Origin of the sequence: Alishewanella sp. SMS8, assembly GCF_030737935.1 — a bacterium.
Classification (GTDB): Bacteria; Pseudomonadota; Gammaproteobacteria; order Enterobacterales; family Alteromonadaceae; genus Alishewanella; species Alishewanella maricola.
This window is the reverse complement of record NZ_JAPJEA010000004.1, coordinates 86,599-109,885: the sequence shown is the minus strand read 5'-3', so window position 1 is coordinate 109,885 and position 23,287 is coordinate 86,599. Positions and strand designations below refer to the sequence as shown.

The following is a 23,287-nucleotide window of genomic DNA, read 5'->3' as shown; positions in this document are numbered from 1 at the left end:
ACCAAAGCTGATAAGTTTGCCAGAGCGCTGGCAGGGTGCGGTGAGCTTCACAAACCCCAATAACAAGCAAAGAGTGCGCAATGTTACTACCTATTCTTGCCATCAGTGTTGGCGCTTCCTGTGGCGCGGTGTTGCGCTGGTTACTTGGCTCAGCGCTGAATCAACATTGGCATGTGTTACCACTGGGTACCTTGACTGCCAATTTACTGGGCGGCTTTTTAGTCGGGGTGGCGGTGCCATGGTTGGCGCAACACTCTCACTTAGCGCCAGAGTGGCGCTTATTGATTATCACCGGCTTTTTAGGTGGCTTAACGACGTTTTCCACCTTTTCTGCTGAAGTGATTGAAATGCTGCTAGAGCAAAAATACAGCCACGCCGCCGCAACAGCGGCGCTGCACTTAATTGGCGCTTTACTGCTTACTGGCCTGGGCTTTATGCTGGCGCGTTTTTTTATGCCACCTACGGCTGGGGCAGGATAGTTAAACTATCGCTGCCCGCGCTCTGACCATACACTAACCAATCATTATTTAGCACAATGGTGCTACTGCCAAATTGATAACGCCCCGGCAAGGTCGCCAGTACACGATACTCCAAAATGGTTTCTCCTTGCTCGATAGCATTAACCTGTAGCTGTAATTGCTGCTCTTGCTGCCAAAGCGTATTGATGATTTGGCTGCGGCTATCCGTGTGAGTGGCATGCTCTTCAGGTAAGGTATCTGCATCACGGGCCGGTAACAATAATAACCCCGGTAATAGGCGCTCATGAATTGTGAGATCGCGCCGTGACACAGGGCTTTGCACGATAAGTTGTACTCGTAAAATATCGCCTGATAGCACCTCATTTGCCGTAACCCATCGTCCCTGTTGCAACTTTAACAACTGCCGCTTAAGCCCAAGTCCCTGATGTAACGCCTTGATGCGGCTAAGCGGCTGCTCAAATTGCACGCTTAACCAATAATTGGCCGGTAGGCTATGCTGCCAATCGTCACTGTTAGATACAGCGCGAAGTTTAGCCGCAACCGGCTTAGCGACGGCTTGCGACTTCGCACCATAAAGTGCCAGTGTACAAATAAAATTCGCTTGGGCAGAGCCAAAATGGCCAGCTGCGTGTTGTGCTTCGACAATTCGGCTTTTTAAGCCTTGTAAGCGTGGCAGGTTAACGGGGCTTGCGTATAACACCCAGCAGGCGGTGACGGTATCTAACTGGCTAAAAGACTGATCCTGGTAGCCACTTTGGATAAGGGCCTTTTGCCATTGCTGGTATTGCGGTTGTAAGGCTGCATCCTCGTTTAGTAAATGACCTAAAGCAACAACCAATTGGGCTTGCAATTTTAAACTGGCCGCATCGCTTGCTTGCCCCACTTGGCTGCGTAAACCTTGCAAGGTTTCAAGCGGTACATGTTGGCGCATACTTTGCCACAGTGCCAATAACACCTGCTCGTCCAAAGATAATGGCCGATAGCGCGAAGTTAATTGTTTTTCTGCCTCGGCGATATTACTGGCAGAGAGCAAGTCAACGGTGTTTACCCCCAAGGCAGCAAGGTGCTGTAGCGCCCAGAGCGTATAAAGCTGACTGCTGTTATCGGCCTGCTGCGCTTGATGACGACGATAACCACTATCATCACGATAGGCAATTGCCCAGTTTGACAGCGGCACTTGCCCGGCCCAGGTTGGTGCTTTATTAGACAGAGTGTAAGCGATTAACCAATCACTCAGTTGCTCAAACCATTCTGTTGGCGCCTCGGTTTGCTGTGGCATCAAGGCGGCCCAATCAGCTTGCTGGGTAGCGGCAGCAAAGGCTTGGGCGCTTAGTACTGTTGCCCCTACAGGCAGGCTTACCCTTGAGGTATTGCTGGTTAGTAAGCGCCGTTGCTGCTGGGCTTTCGCGGCTAAAACCTGCAGCTTATGTTGTTGTAGCAGCCTGGGTACGCCAGGGTTATCTGAGCTGTTGCTTAGCAGCTCCAGGCGCAAGGTGTAGTGGCCGGCGTGACGTTTTGGCAGCGCAATAGCATGTTGTTGCCGCTCTGCTGCGGCAAGTGTGACTGTCCACTGTGCGATAGGCACATCATCTAGTAGCAGTCTTAGCTGTTGCTGCTCAGCCTGTTTGTTTGGGTTAAAGAGCATCACGCTGGCATAGCTGTCATCACCTTCGAACGCCTCAACGGGGGCATGTAAGCGGTTTTCGAGATTAGCCTTTACTAAGGTCGAAATAGACTGGCTGTGCTGCTGTTGTGTACTAGCAGCAATGGCCACCAAATGCCAGTTGCCCGGTTTTTTCGGTGTATTCAGGGTTAAACGAAGTGGCTTGTTTGCCATAAGCCTATGTTGTCCTAGCCAAAGGGGAATTTCGGCCTGAGGTAATGCTGGGGGTTCTGAACTTCTCACTGCGCTATCTGCCATAGCGAATTGCAGGCCAGCGCTTAGCATACGAGCAGATAATGGCCACTGCGCCATAATGAAGGGTGTTATAAGCTCAGGTTCAAAGGCGCTGGCTAAATCAGTAGCATACAAGTAAGACGCTTTAAAACGTGAAACCAGATCATTAGGATTTAGGTTACCTAGGGCGCCACTGCGGGTGTGATAAAGCAGCGCCTCATCTAACCAAAACAGCATAACCGAAGCGGCGCTCTTGCTTGTGATCTCAATATCGACACTGTTATCTGCCTGTAACGCTGTAGCCGGCGTTAACAGTGACAGCGTAAAAGGTAAGGCGCTGATACTGTCAGCGGCACGGATGTCATGCGTTACGCGCGTTAACTGTTGCTGTTCATCGGCATACTGCAGTGTTAACGACAGTTCGGGCTGCATTGCTGGCGTTAACGCCAGCTGTACGGGGTTATCCCCTGGCGTAAGTCGCAGTGGCATAACCTGTTCAATACCTTGGCTTAGCACAAACAATAACGCATCACGCGCTATCTCACTTTGAATACTGATATCCAGCGTTGCTGGCCAGCTATTTAAGGTTTCAGGCGCGATAATGAGGGGTTTGCTTAGCGCTTTTGACCTGGGTTTTTGCTCCGTCAAATTGACCCGTTTAATGGCTAATTGGCTGGGTGTGCCGTAGTGTAAATGCAAGTATAGCCATTGCCTTTTGTCTGTTTTTAACTGTGTAGGAACTTCACAATCAAGTGGCAAGCGCGTAGGCTTTGTAATACAGCGTGCGAGCACCGCTGAGGTCGGATCGGCACTTTCACGCCAGAGCGCTTGCGTAACCGGCACGGTATTATCCAATGTGTTGTGTAAAGTACCTAGCTCAAGCGCCACTAACTTCACCAGGTTGGCCGTGCGCTGATGGCCAATTAAATGGGTACGATTGTAAATAACCAAGCCACTACCACTGCGCTGGCGTTCACCTAAGCTATCGGTGACATCAAAAATATGATGCTGTTGATAGGCCGGGGCACCATGACTGACCGTTATGCCTGCTGGCAGTTGTAATGGGATACTCAGCTGTCCGTTTTCATTGTTTGTATAAGGCGAGATTACCTTGGCAGGGGTGGCGTAATCACCCTCATCATCAAATCGATACTCTTTGGGAAAGCTACTTTCATAGTGGTAGCGCAGCGGTCGCCAACTGGCCTCATGCTGTAATTCGGTTTGTATTGGTACACCTGTCATTGAGCTTACAGAAAGCGTTAGCGCAGCGCTTTGTTTCGGGGTTACGTACTCTGGGTGAGCGGTATCAATCCGATACAGCGGTAAACGCAAGGGTTTCACCTCAAAATAGTGGCTTTTAAGCACGCGATCCTGCTTAAGCAGTGACACGTTGTAGCTCCCCGCGTGTTTGATGAGCGCAGCCGGTAAGTGATAGTGATAAAAGGCTTCAGGGTTGGCGTTTATCTTGGCAATCGTAACAAAAGGCGTTGTGGCGCTCTCGCTAAGTGTACTGGTCAGTGGCCAGCTTAAGATCTGTTGGCCATGGCGGCTCAGTGTCAGTTGAAATTCGCTTTGCGATGCAGGCGCAGTCAGGCCCTCTGCACTTTGCTGGCGTAACAGCAACATGATCTCTGCACTTTGGCCTGGTTGATACACCGGCTGATTACTTTCTAGCCAAGCTTGTGGGGCAGCGTCCTCTTCATCAAGATACAAGGGGTTAATGGCAATGAAGTTTTGCTGTTGGCTCCAGATCCAACAACGTGCATACTCAGGTGCCGCCAGCCCTTGTGTTAATTGGTGTTTAGGCAGCGCTAAACGCCCGGCTGGATCGGTATGTCCTAGTAATAGCGGTGTGGCTTGGCCCAAACAAAGCCGTGAGATCGCTACCTCAGCCTGCGGTTGTTGTTGCCAATTGGTCACTTGTACAACGAGATCACCGGCCTGAAAAATCTGTAGATTAAAGGCCGCCCGTTGCAGCCAGTTTTGCACCGCTTTGCCGGTGTTATCCTCCAGTTGATAAACATACACGCCGCTTTGGGCCAGTGTTTCGCCGCTAAAAAGCGGGCTACGAGCGGCAAAGTGTTCATCGTTTACCGCACTTTGCCAAGGCTGCTGCGTGTTAAAATGCGTGGCAAGCTCTGCGGCAGTGAAAGCCGGAAATAAGGAATGCTCATTGCCATAGCGCTCAACTTTACGTGGCGGTATGCCTTGCCATAAGTTATTAAGCCAAGTTTGAAAAGCCGTTGCGTTGGTAAAATGTTGATAATAGATCGTAAGATCAAAGCTCTGGCTTTGCTGACTGAGGACTTCAGGCACCGCTTTAGGCTTTTCGGCAATGCTGCTGGTTAATGCCTCGTCGGTTTGCGTGATAAAGGCGGTGCGTTTTTTGGCATAGTGCTGCTGCCAGGCTTGGTCTGGCCAAGGCAGCAAGAGTGCGCTTTGCGCGTCTTGCTTGCTTATTTGCCAAAAAGGCGTGGCGGCATTGGTGTAAAACGTCAGGTTAGTGGCTTCTGGAAAAATAGCCGTGAGTTGAAACTGATAGCTGGCTAAAGCACTGAGATATAACTGCAGCAGCGTTGTGCCATCAGCCTCGCGACTGATTTTGCCCTCGGCATAAGGCCCTGTGACCCAATGTTCAGCTAAGTGTCCGATACCCTCGTTATGATCAGTAAAAAAATCTTTTGCAACGGGCTCTGCTAACAACATGCGCAGTGCCAGTTGCTGTGGTGAACAGTCGGTGTGGCGTGGATCAATGGCGCGATACTGCCGCTCTTCGCTGTGATCTGCGGTATAAGTCATAGCAGTTTGGCTAGGCTCAGCAAGGCAATACCAGCCTAAAAAGCGATTTTGCGTAAACACCTCGCCTTGCCAAATAACCCGCTCTGGTGCATCCGGCTGGCTCACCCCAGCGGGTAAAAACAGCTGATGCTCGCCGGTTTCATCGGTTGCTAAGCTGATTTCTTGATAACTGTATTGATTTTCAGGGTAGTAGCGCCCGCCAGTTAAAGCTGTTGGCCGAACCTTACCCGAGGGCAAACGTAATTGAAGTTGTGCTAATTGCGCTTCTGACCAGCGTGGATCTGCTTTTAAAAGGTGCGCCTGATTAAAACTACTTTGCCTGATAAAGGCGCTTAGCCCTTCCACTTCTAATAAAAACGCTCCCGCGCTAAAGTGTTTAGTGACTGAGCTGGCTAAATGGGCATTTAAGGCTGTTACCTTCTCATTTAGCGTCACAGTAACTTGCTGCTCTGTGGCCACTTGGCTATCACAGGCCAATACGCTCGGCTCTGGGAAATGCCAGCGACAGCTAAGTTCAGGCTGAAATTCAATGGCCTCGGTAAGCTCAGCGGGCGGTAATTGCCCGGGTATATGTAGCGCTTGGTTAAAGCGAAACTGCACCTGCATTAAACCGGTTTCATTTAACGACCGAGTCTTAAAGTCGATAAGCGCTAAGCTCGATTCGACCGATGGTTTAGTATCATCGGTTATGGCTGTGGGGCTTTGCCACTTAGTGCAGGATAGTAAACTTACGCTTAAGCAAGCCGTTATAAAAATTGCGCTAAAGGTGCGTTTTGTAAAGGTGGCAGTGGATGTCATTCATCGTCCGTGATTAGCCAAAGTGCATTAAAAGCCATTTAAGCATGGTGCAAATGGGCTGTAAATCACCTTTTTTGCTACGCTAGGGTGCCATTTTGCAGGGTATCTCTATCTTTTTCTGTGATTATAAGTAGCCGTTTATCTTCAAGTAATTTGTGTTATGTCGCTTTACGCTACACTGTGCAAATTTACAGTGTGGCGTTATACTGCCTGCTCGTTATGATATTGCATCCATCGTTATTGCCTTTGCAAACAGTTAACTGACTGTTCTAGCAAGTGCAGTCAAGTTTTCAGGAACGAAACAATGACCCTCACCCCCGGCTTTATTGCTGCCCATAGCCATCGCTTAGAAGCCTTAACTGATCTTGTGGTGCAGTTAGTGGCGCAATATCCGATTGCCCCTTTAGAAGAAGAAGTGGTATTGGTGCAATCTAATGGTATTGCCCAGTGGTTAAAACAAGCGCTGGCCAGCCATACCGGTATTGCCACTATGCTGGAGGTGACTTTGCCTGCGCGTCTTGTGTGGCGTGCTTATCGGGCCGTGCTTGGCCAAGCGATCCCCAGGCAATCACCGTTTGATAAAAGCCGTTTACGCTGGCGCTTATTGCGTTTACTACCTGCGTTGATGCAGCAACATGCCGAGTTTGCAGCGCTGCAAAGTTATGTAGCAGAAGATGCCGATCAACGTAAGCTATTTCAGTTAAGTGACAAGCTTGCTGATTTGTTCGATCAGTATCAAGTGTATCGAGCCGATTGGCTGGACGCTTGGGCCAACTGTCAGGCAACAATTTGGCATCGTGGTAAAGCCGAGCCTTTAGCCGCCGATCAGCAATGGCAAGCTCTGTTGTGGCAAGCCTTGGTGCAAGATATCGGCGCCGAGCAAATTTGTAGTAACCGCGCCACCTTGCATCAGCGCTTTTTGACAGAAGCCGCTATCCTCACCGCCACGGGTCGCAAACCGGCCGCCTTACCGCCGCGCATTGTGGTGTTTGGTATTTCTTCCTTGCCGCGGCAAACCTTAGAAGTGCTACACGCCCTTAAAGGGCTATGTCAGGTGGTGCTATGCGTTCATAACCCGTGTAAATACCACTGGGCCGATATTGTGGATGGTCGTGAGCTGTTAAATCAGGCAGCGAAGCCTCGCTTTAAAGAAAAACAGCCCTTAACAGCTGTGGAGCAAGCCGAGTTACATCAATTTGCTCAACCCTTGCTGGCGTCTTGGGGCAAACAGGGGCGTGATTATATTCGTTTACTGGATGAGTTTGATGAAACGCGGGCTAAGGCTGAGCGTTTTGCCGATCTGCATTTTGATTTATTTGATGAAGATGAAAACGACACGCTTTTAACACAATTACAAAGTGATATTTTGAATTTACGGCCTTTAGCAGAAAGTCAGCAAGGGCGGCAGCGCCAAGCAACGGATCAGTCATTACTTTTTCAATCTTGTCATAGCCCACAGCGCGAAGTGGAAGTGCTGCATGATCAATTACTTGCCGCCTTTGCCGCCGACCCAAGCTTGCAACCGCGCGATATTATGGTGATGGTACCGGATATCAACCATTATGCGCCCTATATTGATGCCGTGTTCGGTCAACTGGCGCGCGAGGATAAACGCTTTATTCCTTATACCATTGCCGATCAAGGGTTACGGCAGCGTAACCCGATTTTGCAAGCCCTTGAATTGGTGCTCAGTGCGCCACAACAGCGTTTTACCCAAAGCGACGTATTCGACTTACTTTATGTGCCGGCAATTCAACAGCGTTTTGCGATCAACCAAGCGCAGGTAGTGCAACTGCAGCAATGGAGCCAAGCAGCCGGTGCTCGCTGGGGCTTAGATGCGAAGCAGCGCCAAGCCTTGGGTTTAGACTATTCCTTTAATGCCAATAGTTGGCAATTTGCGTTAGATCGTATGTTGTATGGCTATGCCGCTGGCAACCAAGTTGAGCAACCGTGGCAGCAGATTGAACCCTATGCTGAAGTCGCCGGTATTGCTGCGCAAGCGGTGGGGGCACTTGCCAATATACTGCAGCTATTACAGCATTATTGGCAAGCCTTGGCACAAAGCCAAACACCGGCACAGTGGCATCAATTATTACAAAACTTGCTGGATGAACTGTTTTTAGCCAAGGCCGATGAGGAATATTTACTGCTTGGTCGGTTACGCGATACTCTTGATGAGTGGCTAAGCAGTACCGATGAAGCCGAGTTTCACGGCGATCTGCGTTATAACATCGTGTTGGATGTTTGGTTAAGTGCGGTGGATGAGCCTAATTTACAACAGCGCTTTATGGCCGGCAGTGTCAACTTTGCTACCTTAATGCCGATGCGGGCTATTCCGTTTAAACGTATTTGTTTGCTAGGAATGAATGATCAAGATTACCCACGAACCAGCAGTAAAACCGATTTTGATTTAATGAGTTACTACACGCGGCCCGGTGATCGCTCGCGCCGTGAAGATGACCGCTATTTATTTTTAGAGGCCATGCTCTCGGCGCGTGAGCAATTTTATATCAGTTGGGTTGGGCAAAGTGCTCAAGATAATAGCCATTTGCCGCCTTCGGTATTAGTGGGACAATTACAAGATCACCTGAACGCGGTATGGGGTGCAGACTGCGCTGCGGCTTTAACGCTTAACCATCGCTTACAACCTTTTGCCAGTAGTTATTTTCAAGCTGAGGCGGATGCCCGCTATTTTAGTTATGCCAAAGAGTGGTTACCGTTACATCAGGCTAATACAGCTGCGGCTGCGGCTACGTTGACACCTTTACCGCCGTATCAAGCTGAAGCGGCGTTTAGTTTAGCTGACTTACGCATCTTACTGCGTGAACCGGCACAAATGTTAGCCCGCAGACGGCTTGGGGTTTATCTTGAGCGTGTTGAGCAAGCCGCCACTGATGTTGAGCAATTCACTGCCGATAATTTAGTGGCTTGGCAACAACGCGATTTGTTGTTACAGCAACTATTGCAAGCCGAAACCAACAGCATGAGCATCGCGCCGACACTGTTGTTACAACAAAGTATTACTCGGCTTAGGCAGCGCGGTCATTTGCCTTATGGCCATGCGGCTGATCCGGTTTTAGCCGACAGCGAGGCGGCAGTACTGACGATATATGAACACTTTTGCAAGTTACGCGATACCAAAAGGCCGCTTAGCGCTGAGCGATTCAGCTTATCTTTCGAGGGTTACCAGTTAGAAGATGAGCTAAACAGCCTGTATCACGTTGCCGATGGGCAGTTGCTGCAAATCGAATTAAACGTGAGCAAAGTCGCTAATTTTAAAGCGCGCAGTTACGAACTGGTTTGGCGTAACGTTATCGTGGCTTATTTAAAGCATCTTTTTGCCAGTGCCGCGTTACCAAATCAGTTACTCAGTACGGTTATTATTGGTGAAGGCAGCATGTTAACCTTGTCACCCATCGCAGCAGATGAGGCGAAACGTCAGCTGGCTCATTTATTTAAACTCTTAACCGAGGCGCTGTCTCAGCCATTACCGGTTGCGTTAAGTTTGGCCGAAGCCTGGTGGAAAAAATCAGATAAAGACCAAGAATTGACTGAACAAGACTTAAGCAAATTATATCTAGGTGATGACTTTATTGCCGGTGAACAAAGCAAGTTAGGGTATTTAGCGCGTTTTTACACCGATGCCCAGAGCCTGCTTGCCGCGAACTTCGTCAGTTATTGTCAGCAATTTTACCAGCCGATGTTTGCCTTATTACAACAAGGCAGTGCCACGAAACTGGATGCGGCTCAGGATGCAGGAGATGAGGCATGAGCGTCACGTTAAGCAGTCCTTTGCAATTGCCTTTAGCGGGCAGTGCTTTAATTGAAGCCAGTGCCGGTACGGGCAAAACCTTTACCATTGCGGCCTTGTATGTGCGCTTTATTTTGGCGCATATTCCCACACTTTTGGCACCCGCTCGTCGCGCTTTACCTTTATTGCCCGCAGATATTTTGGTGGTGACGTTTACTAAAGCAGCCACAGCCGAGCTTAAAGATCGTATTCGCCAGCGTTTAGTCGAAGCCGCGGTGTTGTTTCGAGACACTGAAACACCGGCTGGCGCCGATCCTTTTTTGGTGGCGCTAAAAGCCGAGTTTGCCGTTGAGCACTGGCCACAATGTGCTTATGCGTTGCAAATGGCCAGCGAAGCGATGGATGAAGCCAGTGTTAAAACGATCCACAGCTGGTGTCAAAATGTGCTGCGCGAGCATGCCTTTAGCAGTGGCAGTTTATTTAGCCAGCAATTAGTCACCGATCTTAGTCAATTGAAGCTAGAAGCCGTTCGTGATTACTGGCGTAACTTTTGTTATCCGTTAACTGCACAGCAATTGCAGGCGGTGCGTGCTGTGTGTCAAAGCCCAGAAGACTTGTTAGAGCGGATCAATGGTTTATGGGAGCATGCCAAACCAAGCCTGATGCCGCAGGATCTGGCCGAGATGATCAATGCGCAACAGCAGCAGTATCAGCAACAGATCTTCGCGGCGCAGCAAGATTGGCAAACGCGCTTACCACGTTATATCGATTGGGTTGATTTGGCTTGCAACAACAAATGGTTGGATAAACCACGCACTTATAACAGTAATAAAGTACGCAAAGATTTTTCGGCATTAAATCAATGGTTAGCCACTGCCGATGAGCAGGTACTGCAAGATTTTCCTGATTTAAAAGACGCGCTACTAAAAAACTACGGTAGCGATTTTCAGAGTAATTACACTGGCCCAGCTTTAGAGGAAGATTTTCCGGCGCAGTTATTGGCTCTGAATAGCTTGTTTAACCAAGGCCCGGATTTAACCCTGAGTTTATTAAGTCATGCCGTCAGTTGGTGTAAAGCGCGGTTTCAACAGCAGTTAGCGCGGGATGCATTAATGGGTTTTGACGATATTATTGAACAAACGGCGCGCGCGGTCACGTCGGCGAGCGGTGCACAATTAACCGAGGTACTGCGACAGCAATATCCGGTAGCGCTGATTGATGAATTTCAAGATACCGATCCGGCGCAGTACAGCATCTTTAATGCGGTGTATCAGTTAGCCAACGATCGGCATGATCTTGCGGTATTTTTAATCGGCGATCCAAAACAAGCCATATACGCCTTTCGTGGCGCCGATATTTTTACCTATCTGCAAGCCCGACGCGACACGGCGGGGCGTCATTACACCTTAGCAACGAATTTCCGCTCTAGCCAAGCCTTAGTCAGTGCCACCAATGCTATCTTTATGCCAGCAGAGCAGGCCGCTGGCGAAAAAGCTTTTTTGTTTAATAGCGAGCAAGGTAATCAAGTGCCCTTTGTTGAGGTTGCGGCCAAAGGCGTTAAAGCGCAATTACTGATTGATGGTAAGGTACCAAGCCAAGCGTTAACGCTTTGGCAGTGCAGTGCCTCGATGCTAGATAGCAGTATGGATGACAGTAAACCACTGAGCGTTGAACGCTATCGGCAAAGTCAGGCTGAGCACTTTAGTGATTATATCGTGCAGCTGTTATTGCAAGCGGCGGTGGGCAAAACCGGATTTCAGCTGGGCGACGAGCCGTTAGTGCCGTTGCAAAGTAATGATATTGCCATTTTAGTTAGTACCCACAAAGAAGGGCATTTAATGCAACAAGCACTGCGCCAACGTGGGCTGGCCAGTGTCTATTTGTCTGATCGGCAATCGGTGTTTGATACCGAAGTGGCGCGCGATCTGCTAACGGTACTGCACGCCTGTGCTGAGCCTGGCGATCGCCGTGCGCTGTTAGCGGCACTTTATACCGCGTTGTTGCAATTGCCGTTAACTGAACTCGACCGCTTACAGCATGATGACCAATATTGGGATCAGCGGGTCGGGCAATTCTATCAATTTGCCGCCACCTGGCAGCAGCAAGGTGTGCTGGCGATGATCCGTCAGTTATTACAGCAATTTGCTATTGCCGAGCGTTTATTAGCCGACAGTGCCCGCAACAGCGGTATCGCTGGCGAGCGCTATCTAACCGATCTGCTGCACTTGGCTGAAGTGTTACAACAAGCTGCGGCGAAATTGGATGGGCCCTTGGCATTGATCCGCTTTTTACACGAGCACATTTATCAACGTGACAGTTTGCAGCAAGCGGCCGATGAGCAAATTGTTAGGCTAGAGAGCGATGCTGAGCTGATTCAAATTGTCACGATCCATAAATCAAAAGGCTTAGAATATCCGCTGGTGTTTTTACCTTTTATTAGCAGTTGTAGACCCATTAAAGCCGATGACAAGGTGTTTAATTTTCATGATGAGCACGGTCAGTTACAGCAAGTATTGCAAGCAGACGAGTTGATGCTGGCTCGCGCTGATAAAGAGCGTTTAGGTGAAGATATCCGTAAGCTTTATGTGGCACTGACCCGCGCCAAGCATGCCTGCTGGGTGAGTTTAGCGCCAGTGGGAAGCAGTAACAATCGGGTTTGGCAAAAAACCGCCTGGGCACATTTAGCCGGGTTGGCTAACAACGCCTTACCTGATGAGTTGCTTAAGCAAGCACAGCAGGTGTGGCAACACCCGGCGATTGCTATTACGCCTTTGCCGCAAGCTAGCAGCAACGTGTTCTATCAGGTAGCGCCAAGCTCCGAGCCCGCCGCAGCTGCGCAAGCCCGGCACATGCCAGCCGATCATCGGTTTGATTTATGGTGGGTGGCAAGTTATTCCGCGTTAAAATACGGTGCACTGCGCCAGCCGGACAGTCCGAGTGAGCATAATCTGTTGGATGAGCAAGACGATGCACGGGATGAATTGGCTAATGCCTTAGCGCAAGATACGGCAAGTCGTGCACCGAATAATGACACTGCCGTAAGTAAGCAAGCTATGGCGCTGAGCCTACACGATTTACCCCGCGGCGCGGGGCCTGGCACCTTTTTACATAACCTATTGCAAGATGCCGCCGATGAAGGTTTTGCTAATGTAGCGCATGACGCTGCTGTTCGCGCCGCTATTTTGGCTCGGCGCTGTCGGCATGGCAGTTGGCTGGCACGGCGGGAGCAGCTCGATAGCTGGTTGACGGCCTATTTGCAATCACGTTTTACGCTCGCCGATGGCACTCAGCTGTGTTTAGCCGATCTTAAGCACTATAAGGCTGAACCTGAGTTTTGGTTTGCGGTTAATGGTATCAGTACGCTGCAGCTCGATCAGTTGATCTGTCAGCATGTGCTGCCAGGTTTTGCCCGGCCGGGGTTACAAGCGAACTATTTGAATGGCATGCTCAAAGGCTTCATCGATTTAGTGTTTGAGCATAATGGACGTTATTACGTTATAGATTACAAGTCGAATTATTTAGGGCCCAATAACAGTGCTTACACGCCAAGTGCGATGCGCGATAAAATATTAAGTAGTCGTTACGACTTACAATATGTGTTGTACACGCTGGCATTGCATAAGCTGCTAAAAGTGCGGTTAAAAGAGCAGTATTGTTATGAGCAGCATATGGGCGGCGTGGCCTATTTATTTTTGCGCGGCCAAACATCTAACGGCAGTGCCGCCTTTACCGATCTGCCACCGGCCTCGCTAATTATGGCGCTGGAGCACTATTTACACCAAGGTTCACCGCAGGGTGACTCGGCTAAAACCGTTAGTAAGGAGAGCCAAGATGTTGAATAACCTGGTGAGCAATGCCGCTGAGATCGGCTTACTTAAACAGATTAATAGCCCGCAATTATTGCAGTTATTGGTTGATTGGCAGCGAGTGGGTTGGTTAACTGCGCTTGATTTAGCCTTTGCTCGTTTTATTCAGCAGCATACGGCGGTTCCAAGCCGAGCCGAGTGTGACACAGCTAACCGCACTGTCACGGACCTGTCTAACAATATCAGTATGCTACTTGCCGCTTTGCTTTCGCATCAAGTGGGGCGTGGCCATGTCTGTTTATCGCTTAGGGCGTTATTAGCCGAGCCAGAGCGGTTGTTGAATATCTCTGTGGAGAGTGCATTATCAGCGTCAACTAGCGCTTCGTTTACGCCGCTTTCAGCGGTGTCATCTGTATTACTCGCGCCAAGTCTTGGCAACGAGCAGGAAGCTTCATTAGTCACGCCTACAGCGTTATTAGCAGGCTTAACGCTTAGCGATCTGCAGCAGGCCTTAGCGCACAGTGCCGCGGTGCAAGTTTCGAGTGAACAGCAGGAAGCACATCCTTTAGTGCTGGTGGGTGAGACACTCTATCTTTACCGTTATTGGCAATATGAGCGGCAGTTAGCGGCTGATTTACAGCGTTTAATGCAACCGGTTGCCAAAGCATTACCGCCGGTGGCGCAGCTTAATAGCTGGTTAAGTGAATTATTTGATACCCCGCAAACCACCACCGCCATTAACTGGCAAAAACTGGCCTGTGTGAACACGCTGCGCAGTCATTTTAGTGTGATCACGGGCGGGCCCGGTACCGGAAAAACCTATACGGTGGTGCGCTTATTAGCCTTATTGCAACGGCTGCATTTGGCAGACTCAGCCGATGCTCAGGTTCGGCCGTTGGTGATTAAATTGGCAGCGCCTACCGGTAAAGCGGCGGCACGTTTAAAAGAGTCTATCCAAGCGGCCGCCGAGCAATTACGGCAGTTACCCGCCAGTTGGCACAGCGCGCTTCAGCAGATTAGCGCCGACAGTTCGACCTTACATAAATTACTTGGGGTGCAAGCCGGTACACGGCAATTTCGTCACCACCGCGCCAAACCTTTAGCTTTAGATGTATTGATTATTGATGAAGCCTCTATGGTGGATATTGAGTTGATGCATGCCACCTTAGCGGCTTTACCGCCCGGTGCGAAATTAGTATTGCTAGGCGATAAGGATCAGCTAGCCTCGGTGGAAGCGGGCGCCATTTTAGGGCAGTTATGTGCTGGCGCTGAGCAGGGCGGTTATAGCCGTGAAACCTTAGCCTTCTTGCAAGGTTTTACTCAAAGTCATTTACCGGAGTTTATGCATGTTGCTGAAGCACCACGGCATCTTCAGCATGTGATCATGTTGCGCGTTAGTCGACGTTTTGATGATAGCAGTGGTATTGGCGCACTGGCTCGTGTTGTTAATCACGGTCGCAGTAACGAGGTGGCGGCATTATTTAAACCGGACAGTGGTTTTACTGATCTGCATTTATTACAGCCAACACAGCCAGATCCAGAAGGTCAGCAAGCGCTGTTAGCGTCTTTGCAGCAACTTTGTCAGCAAGGTTTTGCCGGTTATTTGCAGCAAATTTCAGCTCGGCCTGCGCCTGGCGCGAGTGCTGAGCAGTTTGAGCGGTGGGCACGTTCGGTGCTTAAGGCTTATCATGGCTTTCAACTGTTAACGCCCGTACGCGATGGCCCTTTTGGTGTCAGCGGTTTAAATGCGTTAGTGCAGCAAAGCCTTAGCTTTGTATCACGTAGCGCCTCGGCACAAGGGCGGCAAGATAGCTGGTATGAAGGGCGGCCGGTGATGATCACGGCGAATGACTACAACTTGAATTTGCGTAATGGCGATATTGGTATCGTTCTGCGATCCGCCGATACAGAGCAGAAACGGGTGGTGTTTGTGGACAGTGATAATCAGCTTCGTTGGATCTTACCCAGCCGTTTAGCCGAGGTGACGACTGTTTTTGCCATGACGGTGCATAAGTCACAAGGCTCAGAGTTTACGCATACGGTGTTAGTACTGCCGGATCGTGATAACCCGGTGTTAAGCCGTGAACTGTTATATACCGGTTTAACCCGTGCTGCTCAGCAACTGACCTTAGTGGTGCCGTCATGGCCCGTGCTAACACAAGCGGTGGATCGGCCAACGATCCGGGCAGGTCAATTGCATTTATCTTTTAGCCCATAGCCCATGCCGTTAATATTACGGTCAATCTCCCCCTGATAACGCGGCATAAGCTGCGCTATTCAGGGGGGAATGGTACTTGCCATCCTCGCGATATTTATGCATCATAAGTTATTGAATGCTATGGATTGGCTCTTATGTTGACTTTAACGGATTTATCCTACGCTAAACTCAAAACCTATCAGCGATTATATCGTGATCATTTCCCTGAAAATTTAGCGTTGCGGGTGCATCGGGCGCTGAGTTGGCTAGCCCGCGCCGAAGCCGCCAGAGCGGCGCAAGATAGCGACAGTGCCTTTATCTTTTATTGGATCAGCTTTAATGCCGCCTATGCCAATGATTTTGGTCAAGCCGACCGGTTACCGGAGCAAGAACACTTTCAGCAGTTTTTAGCTAAGATCTGCGCTTATGATACCGATGAGCATCTTTATGAACTGATTTGGCAGCAATTTTCATCTAGTATTCGGCTGTTAATTAGTAATCATTTTGTTTATGCGCCGTATTGGGAGTTCCAACGCGGTCGTATCAGTGAGGTGGAGTGGTTAAAACGTTTTGCGCAGTCTAAAGAGCAAACCCACAACGCCTTAGCCAACAAGAATGTGCCGCTGGCGCTATCGCATATTTTTAATCGTTTATACACCTTACGTAATCAACTTATGCATGGCGGCTCGACGTGGAATAGCCAGATAAATCGTCAACAAGTAAACGATGCCAGTAATTTACTGAGTAAACTGGTACCGCTGATTATTGGTTTGATGATGAATGCGCCCGATCAATTATGGGGTGAGGCGATTTACCCGGTGATTAACCCGTCTTAGCTTAACACTTAGCTTACCACCGGCAACTGTAACCAGTTGGTGGTGTACGCTGGTGACAAATGTTGTCGTTTCATCGCCCAGCTTTGCTTCACGCCTTGGCTGGCAAACCAGATCTTACCTTTACCCGACTGATTATACCGATCGAGTGTTTGCATTAAGCTGGGATCAGCATGATAACTGGCGGTGGGTTCAAATAAGCTGGGTTGATATACGCCCTCATCATAAAAGTCACTTAACATTACGCCGGCTTTGGCATAGCGATAGCCATCGCGCCAGATCTGCTGTAATAAGCGGTTAGCTAAGGGCAAAAAATCACGGGTATCAGCACTAGGCGCGCCCAACGTGGCATTGGCGCTGTTGGCATAATAAGGCTCTTGTGGTTTGCTAAATGGGCTGGTGCGTAAAAATACCGTCAGTTGTCGGGCATGTTGCCGCTCTTTGCGCAGTTTTTGACAGGCTCGTGCCACATACTCGGCAATGGCTTCTTGCAATAATGGCTGCGCGGTAATGCGCTCACCAAAAGAGCGCGAACTGACAATCTCTTTTTTAGTGGGGGGCTGTTCTTCTAACGGGATACACGACTCACCATTCAGCTCGCGCACGGTACGTTCGACCACCACCGAAAATTGCTGGCGAATAAAGCTGGGATTGGCATCTGCTAACTGTAAAGCGGTGTGGATCCCCAGTGCTTGTAAACGGATCGATAACTTATGACCAATGCCCCATACTTCACCAACAGGTAATAATGCCAGCAGCTTACGTTGGCGCGTGACCGCCGTAAGGTCGACCACGCCCTGGGTTTTTGGCCAGGTTTTTGCGGCATGATTGGCTAATTTGGCTAACGTTTTACTCGGCGCAATACCCACACACACGGAAATGCCTTGCCACTGGGCAATGCGCTGCCGGATAAATTGGCCATACTGCGTTAACTCCGAATGCGGTAAGAGGCTCAAATCTAAAAAGGCTTCATCAATACTGTACACCTCAACGGCGGGGGCCATTAATTCTAAGGTGGTCATCACCCGAGCAGACATATCGGCATACAGGGCATAATTCGATGAAAAGGTGACAATACGGTGCTGTTTAATTAACTCGTTAATTTGAAATAACGGCACGCCCATTTTTATGCCCAGCGCTTTCGCTTCTTTAGAGCGCGCCACGACACAGCCGTCGTTATTCGATAACACCACCACCGGGCGGTGCGCTAAGTCAGGCCGAAACAGTTTTTCACAACTGGCATAAAAGTTATTGCAATCGACCAGCGCAAAACACGTTGCTTTCATTTACGATTAAACCGACGAATAGCATTGGTTACCACGCCAAAGATCTGTAACTCATCGGCGTTTTTAATGTGCACTGGCTGATAGCGCGGATTCTCTGGCAGCAGCATCAAATTCATTTTGCAGCTTAAACGCTTCACGGTAAATTCGCCGTTGATTGAAGCCACCACAATGTCTCCGTGTTCAGCAGTGATCGCGCGATCAACCACCAAAACATCATCTTCAAAAATACCGGCTTCAATCATCGAATCCCCCGATACGCGCACAAAAAATGTGGCGGTGGGGTGATGAATACACAACTGGTTTAAATCGATACTTTGCTCGATATAATCTTGCGCGGGTGAAGGGAAGCCCGCAGGCACCTTACTGCTAAAAAAAGGCAACCGAATAGGTGCGCCGGCTTGCGCCTGACCGAGAAACTGAACAGACATGGCATTACCTCAAATACTGTTTATCTATACAGTGTAGTATGCCTTGCTTCAGGTTGCACAACAAGTGCTAACTTATGCCCGAGAAGCAACCAAAAAGCGGTTAGCTGCGTATAGCCTACTATACAGATTGCAAGAGTAAGGTACTTATGTCGGCAGGTAGTTCAAAGGTGCCCGCGCACCGGATATCCCGTTTTGGTAGTTTAGCCTCATTAGCAGGGCGAGTCGCCGGTGGCATGCTGGCTGAAGGGGCACGACAATTAGCCAAAGGCCAAGTGCCGTCTAAAAAAGATTTGTTACTTACCCCAGGCAATGCCAAACGCGTCGCCGATCAATTGGCGCATTTGCGCGGTGCGGCGATGAAAGTCGGTCAGTTATTGTCCATGGACAGCGGTGATATGCTGCCACCAGCTTTAGCTGAAATTTTAGCGCGCTTGCGTGCCAGCGGTAACCCCATGCCCGTTAAGCAGTTAGCACAGGTGTTACGCAACGAATGGGGTGAGCAATGGCAGCGTCATTTCAGTGATTTTACCTTTACGCCTTTAGCCGCCGCCTCGATAGGTCAGGTGCATCAGGCTTATCATGACAATGGCCAGCGCCTTGCGGTAAAAATTCAATATCCGGGGATTAAAGCCAGTATCGACAGTGATGTTGATAACGTGGCAACCTTATTACGCATTAGCGGGCTGGTGCCTAAAAGTGTCGATTATCGTGGGCTCTTAACCGAAGCAAAAGCACAATTACACAGCGAAGCCGATTATTTGCAAGAAGCCACCTACTTGCGGCAGTATCGCCAAGCCTTGGGGCAAAGCCCACACTTTGTGGTACCCGAAGTGTTCTCAGAATTAACCACCGAAAACATTTTGGTGATGAGTTTTGTGGAAGGCAGTGCGTTAGAGGCATTAAGCAGTCATGAGCAAGCCGAGCGCGATCGTGTGATGGGCTTGTTGTTTGAACTGCTGTTTCGTGAATTATTTGAATTTAAATTGGTGCAAACCGATCCGAACTTTGCCAATTATTTATACAACACGAAAACCCAACAACTGGTGTTATTAGATTTTGGCGCTTGTAGGCATTACAGCAGCCGCTTTAGTGATGGTTATCGCCAATTATTTGCTGCGGCCTTAACTGAAGATCACGCGGCCATGGCCGCTGCGTTAACGCAGATTGGTTTTTTCAGCCAACAGATTTTACCCGCACAAAAACAAGCCGTACTTTCATTAGTGAATTTAGCGGCCGAGCCTTTAAAGCACGATAGCGCCTTTGATTTTGGGCAAACGGATTTAGCACTGCGAATTCGTGAAGCGGGCACCGCCTTAAGTATGCAGCAAGATTACTGGCATACACCGCCGGCAGATGCGATCTTTTTACATCGCAAAATAGGTGGTTTGTATTTGTTGGCGGCGCGGTTAAAAGCGCGCGTCAATGTGCGCGCTTTGTTAGCCCCGTATTTAAGCAACGAGGCCTAAAAGTAACGGGGTTAACGCACCAGATGCCACTGTGTTTGCCGACCGGCTAAATAGATCACGCGCCGGCCATCGAAATAGGCGCTTTGTTCTAGCTTGACCTGCAGCAGTTGGTTTTGCCACTCGGGTACCGCTTGTTTAATATTGCCTTCAATGGCATAAGCGGTATTACTATAAAGCGGCCAATCGCCATGGATCTCAGTAGGGCCCTGATTATCCCACATGCCAATAGTTGGGCCTGGGGCATGGCCGGTAAAGCCAATTGGGTGGGTGTAAGTGCTGCTAATAATACCTGCCGCTTGGCTTTTTTGTTGAACGCCCGCTAACACCTGATTACCTGTACGACCCACCACAAACTGCTCAGTTAACAGATCTTGCCAACGATTACCGGTGGCCAAAGCCGCACGAATACCGGCCGGCGCTTGCTCCTCATCGGCTTTGAGCACATAAGCCATCTCTTGGGTGTCAGTGCACAGGGTTAAATAACAAATGCCAACATCGGTATGCAGAATATCACCGCGTTGGATCACGCCGCTTTGACCACAATTGGCGGCATCAGCCGCACAAGCAGTGCCGGCACGTTGTAAGCTGACATAGGGCATAAACCACACCGGCAATTGCAACTGAGCAAAACGCTCACGGATATACCAGGCCACATCATCGGTATGGGTTACGCCTGGCGTAATCACTTTACTGCTAAAGGCTTCGGCAATCACACCGCGAGCAAGGCTAACACTGTGTGGATAGACGCTCAGCTCGGCTGCTGTGCGCTGTTCAAACCAACGTACCACCAGCTTTTCTGCTGAGATTAAACGCGATTGATACTCTGGCGGCAGCACAGCTTGTAAACGGCTATGTAAAGCTGACGATAAACCATCGGCGACTGGCCAATCTTTAGACACATTAATGCCGATACGCTTCGGGTTTTTACTGACAATTAACTCTCCCAAGGCCTGCCATTGTTCATCTAAACTGCCGCCTTGCCAGGCTGAGTTGTAAGGTGCACCTAACGGGTAACGATTCACCGTGAGTTTTTCGATAGTACCGTCGGCTAAACGATGAAACACCAGCATAGTGGTGCGTCGAGCAGCAAAAGTGGGTTGTGGCACTAAGGTGAAATACACCGGATCTTCAGCGTTTTCTCGGTTAATCACTAACCACATATCCAAATCTTGCTCGGCCATTAAGGTGGGTAAAAGCTTATCTATACGCTCACTGAGTAACGCATTTTCAGGTGCAATACGCTGGCGTGGGCTAAGTACCGCAAAGTCAGCAGCGCTATTCAGTACCCGGCCTTGGCTGGCCGGCGTAGCGGCTGTCAGCGTAGCGCTTAAAAAAACACTGCCAAGCAAGGCAGTGACTACCGCAGAACGAACCAAGTAAGAAGAGACAGATATCATAAGATGATCCTTTTTCAGCTGAGTGTTGGCACAAAGCAAGTTAAAGCACGTAAGGTATGCACTTATCCTAACTGAAAACGTCAACAAGCCCTAGAATGAGTTATCTCAGAAAAGGCGGGGCTCATCGCGAAATATACAAAAGGAGTTTTTATGCAAACAACGCCAACAGAACATAACACAACTTATGTGGGCATTGATGGCTGCAAAAGCGGTTGGTTTGTGGCGATTTTGCAGGGCGAGCAGCTTCGTTTTCAGCTGTGTCGTACCTTAGCTGAAGTGGATGCCCGTTTGCCCAGGCACAGTATTGTGTTTATTGATATGCCAATTGGCTTTATTGAACCCGGTGAAGCGCAGCGCCAATGCGATCGCTTAGCCCGTCAGGCTTTGCCAGGACGGCGTGGTAGTGTCTTTCCGGTGCCATGTCGAAAGGCGGTGTATGCTGATGATTATCCTACCGCCTGTGACATCAATGCGGCTGAGATCGGGAAACGTTTTCCCATTCAAACCTGGCACATTGTGCCAAAAATACGTGAAGTACATCAATTATTGCAAACACAACCACGCTGTAATGGCGACTATTACGAATCACATCCGGAATTGGTGTTTGCCGGTTTTGCACAGGCTCCGATGGCGGAGTTGAAAAGTACTGCTGCTGGGCAACAAGCACGCTTAGCGGTGATCGCGAGACAAGTACCTCACTGGCTACCCGTTATTGAGCAGGCGTTAAGCGAAACCTTAAAAAAACACGCAAAACCCGATGATATTATCGATGCTTTTGTTTTATTACTGGCGGCGAGTCAGCCTAAACACTGGCAATATCTGCCGTCAGTGGCCGATCCAGACAGTGAAGGCCTGAATCGGCAAATTGTTTATGTACCTTGAATAAATTAATTTATAGATTTAACGATGTGGTAAAAAGAAAGCAGAAAAACTATGCTATCGTTATATGACAATAAATAACGCTTTGCCAAATGAGCAGAATGCGTGCAAGCAGGGGTTGCAGTAATGAGTAATGTTTTAAATTCAGTTAATCAGCGTACTAACTTAGCTGGGCAAAACCGCTTTGAGTTACTGTTATTTCGGTTAAATGGTAATCAGTTGTTTGGTATCAACGTATTTAAAGTGCGCGAAGTGATTCAAGCTCCCGAATTATCAGAAATGCCTGGCTCACATGCTTGTGTTAAGGGCATTGCGCAGTTGCGGGGTGATTCAGTTATTGTGGTAGATTTATCCCAAGCAACAACCGGCGTACCAATTGCAGATATGTCGAAAGCTTTTGTTATCGTGACTGAGTACAACCGTCATGTACAAGGGTTTCTTGTGTCGGGCGTGGATCGGATCGTGAACTTAAATTGGGATCAAATTAAGCCACCACCACAAGGTGCAGGCCGTGGTCATTATCTGACGGCAGTAACAGAAATAGAAAAGCAGTTAATTCAAATTATTGATGTTGAAAAAGTCTTTTCTGAAATTATCCCGATGGAAGAAGAGGTCAGTGATCAAGTTAAAGCGCAGTCACACAAACTAGATCTGAGCAAAATCGTGGTACTGGTAGCCGACGATTCTGCGGTAGCGCGAAATCAAGTAAAACGGGCGTTAAATAGCGTGAATATTCATGCGGAATTAGTGAAAGATGGTCAAGAAGCCCTCGACTGGTTACATAAACGAGCCGAGAGTGCAGGGACGAATTTGATTCATGAAGTCCCGTTATTAATTTCGGATATCGAAATGCCTCGGATGGACGGTTATACCCTAGCCGCCGAAATTAAAGCCGATGCTAAGCTAAAAGATATTCACATTATTCTTCACTCGTCACTGAGCGGTGTATTCAACGAAGCTATGGTAAAAAAAGTCGGGGCAGATCAGTTTATTGCTAAATTCCATCCCGATGAATTGCTCTCTGCCGTGAATTATTGGTTAGAGCAATCATCTTAAACCGAGAATTTTAAAGTGCAACATCCCAGATGTATGGCTTAGCATTAGTTTAAATCGATATGCTAAGCTTGCCTGAAAAGGAGATATCTCATTTAACATGCTCAAATTGCGCGGCGTTTTCTATAAATGTAACGCGCAAACTGCCTTTGCTTCATCCCGCAACTTCAGCCTTTCTTAAGTAAGCTGCTTTAAACTTTGCTGTATTCGGTGCTCAG

The 23,287-nt window shown here is 49.0% G+C and carries 12 protein-coding genes; 8 read left to right on the top strand and 4 right to left on the bottom strand.

The annotated features are described in order from the left end of the window. Positions 1 to 80: 80 nt before the first annotated feature. Positions 81 to 479 (top strand): fluoride efflux transporter CrcB, encoded by a 399-nt coding sequence (gene crcB, locus ORJ01_RS13405; protein WP_226752097.1) that lies wholly within the window; start codon positions 81 to 83, stop codon positions 477 to 479. Here the strand turns inward: crcB and ORJ01_RS13400 are convergent. Continuing rightward, positions 460 to 5,973, bottom strand: a complete 5,514-nt coding sequence (locus ORJ01_RS13400; RefSeq protein WP_306178465.1) for a hypothetical protein — start codon at positions 5,971 to 5,973, stop codon at positions 460 to 462. The genes crcB and ORJ01_RS13400 overlap by 20 nt on opposite strands. Before the next feature lie 304 nt (positions 5,974 to 6,277). Here ORJ01_RS13400 and recC point away from each other — a divergent pair, with 304 nt between their 5' ends. From recC to ORJ01_RS13380, 4 genes are all read left to right on the top strand, one after another. Further along, the gene (gene recC, locus ORJ01_RS13395; protein WP_306178464.1) at positions 6,278 to 9,745 is read left to right on the top strand and encodes an exodeoxyribonuclease V subunit gamma; all 3,468 of its coding nucleotides are present in this window, start codon (positions 6,278 to 6,280) and stop codon (positions 9,743 to 9,745) included. Next, on the top strand, positions 9,742 to 13,566 hold the full coding sequence (recB, locus tag ORJ01_RS13390) for an exodeoxyribonuclease V subunit beta (protein ID WP_306178463.1): 3,825 nt from the start codon (positions 9,742 to 9,744) through the stop codon (positions 13,564 to 13,566). The genes recC and recB overlap by 4 nt, the downstream gene beginning before the upstream one ends. Then, positions 13,556 to 15,748 carry an exodeoxyribonuclease V subunit alpha gene (gene recD / locus ORJ01_RS13385; protein WP_306178462.1) on the top strand — a complete coding sequence of 731 codons (2,193 nt, stop codon included), beginning with the start codon at positions 13,556 to 13,558 and terminating at the stop codon, positions 15,746 to 15,748. The genes recB and recD overlap by 11 nt, the downstream gene beginning before the upstream one ends. Positions 15,749 to 15,882: 134 nt before the next feature. Then, the gene (locus ORJ01_RS13380) at positions 15,883 to 16,563 is read left to right on the top strand and encodes a HEPN domain-containing protein (protein ID WP_306178460.1); all 681 of its coding nucleotides are present in this window, start codon (positions 15,883 to 15,885) and stop codon (positions 16,561 to 16,563) included. Positions 16,564 to 16,571: 8 nt separating this feature from the next. Here ORJ01_RS13380 and umuC read toward each other — a convergent pair whose 3' ends face one another. Both umuC and umuD read right to left on the bottom strand, forming a co-directional pair. After that, a complete protein-coding gene (gene umuC, locus ORJ01_RS13375) occupies positions 16,572 to 17,846 on the bottom strand; it encodes a translesion error-prone DNA polymerase V subunit UmuC (RefSeq protein ID WP_306178459.1) in 1,275 nt (424 codons plus the stop codon). Further along, positions 17,843 to 18,274 (bottom strand): translesion error-prone DNA polymerase V autoproteolytic subunit, encoded by a 432-nt coding sequence (gene umuD / locus ORJ01_RS13370; protein WP_226752090.1) that lies wholly within the window; start codon positions 18,272 to 18,274, stop codon positions 17,843 to 17,845. The genes umuC and umuD overlap by 4 nt, the downstream gene beginning before the upstream one ends. Before the next feature lie 146 nt (positions 18,275 to 18,420). Between umuD and ORJ01_RS13365 the strand changes: the two genes are divergently transcribed. Beyond that, on the top strand, positions 18,421 to 19,740 hold the full coding sequence (locus tag ORJ01_RS13365; protein WP_306178458.1) for an AarF/ABC1/UbiB kinase family protein: 1,320 nt from the start codon (positions 18,421 to 18,423) through the stop codon (positions 19,738 to 19,740). Between the two features lie 11 nt (positions 19,741 to 19,751). Here the strand turns inward: ORJ01_RS13365 and ORJ01_RS13360 are convergent, their stop codons facing one another. Beyond that, positions 19,752 to 21,137, bottom strand: coding sequence for a M24 family metallopeptidase (locus ORJ01_RS13360; protein ID WP_306178457.1), 1,386 nt, complete (start codon positions 21,135 to 21,137; stop codon positions 19,752 to 19,754). Between the two features lie 150 nt (positions 21,138 to 21,287). On the opposite strand from ORJ01_RS13360, the gene ORJ01_RS13355 reads away from it, so the two are divergent. Then, complete coding sequence (locus ORJ01_RS13355; protein WP_306178456.1) at positions 21,288 to 22,019, top strand: DUF429 domain-containing protein; 732 nt, start codon at positions 21,288 to 21,290, stop codon at positions 22,017 to 22,019. Between the two features lie 123 nt (positions 22,020 to 22,142). Beyond that, the gene (locus ORJ01_RS13350) at positions 22,143 to 23,072 is read left to right on the top strand and encodes a chemotaxis protein (RefSeq protein ID WP_226752086.1); all 930 of its coding nucleotides are present in this window, start codon (positions 22,143 to 22,145) and stop codon (positions 23,070 to 23,072) included. Positions 23,073 to 23,287: the final 215 nt, after the last annotated feature.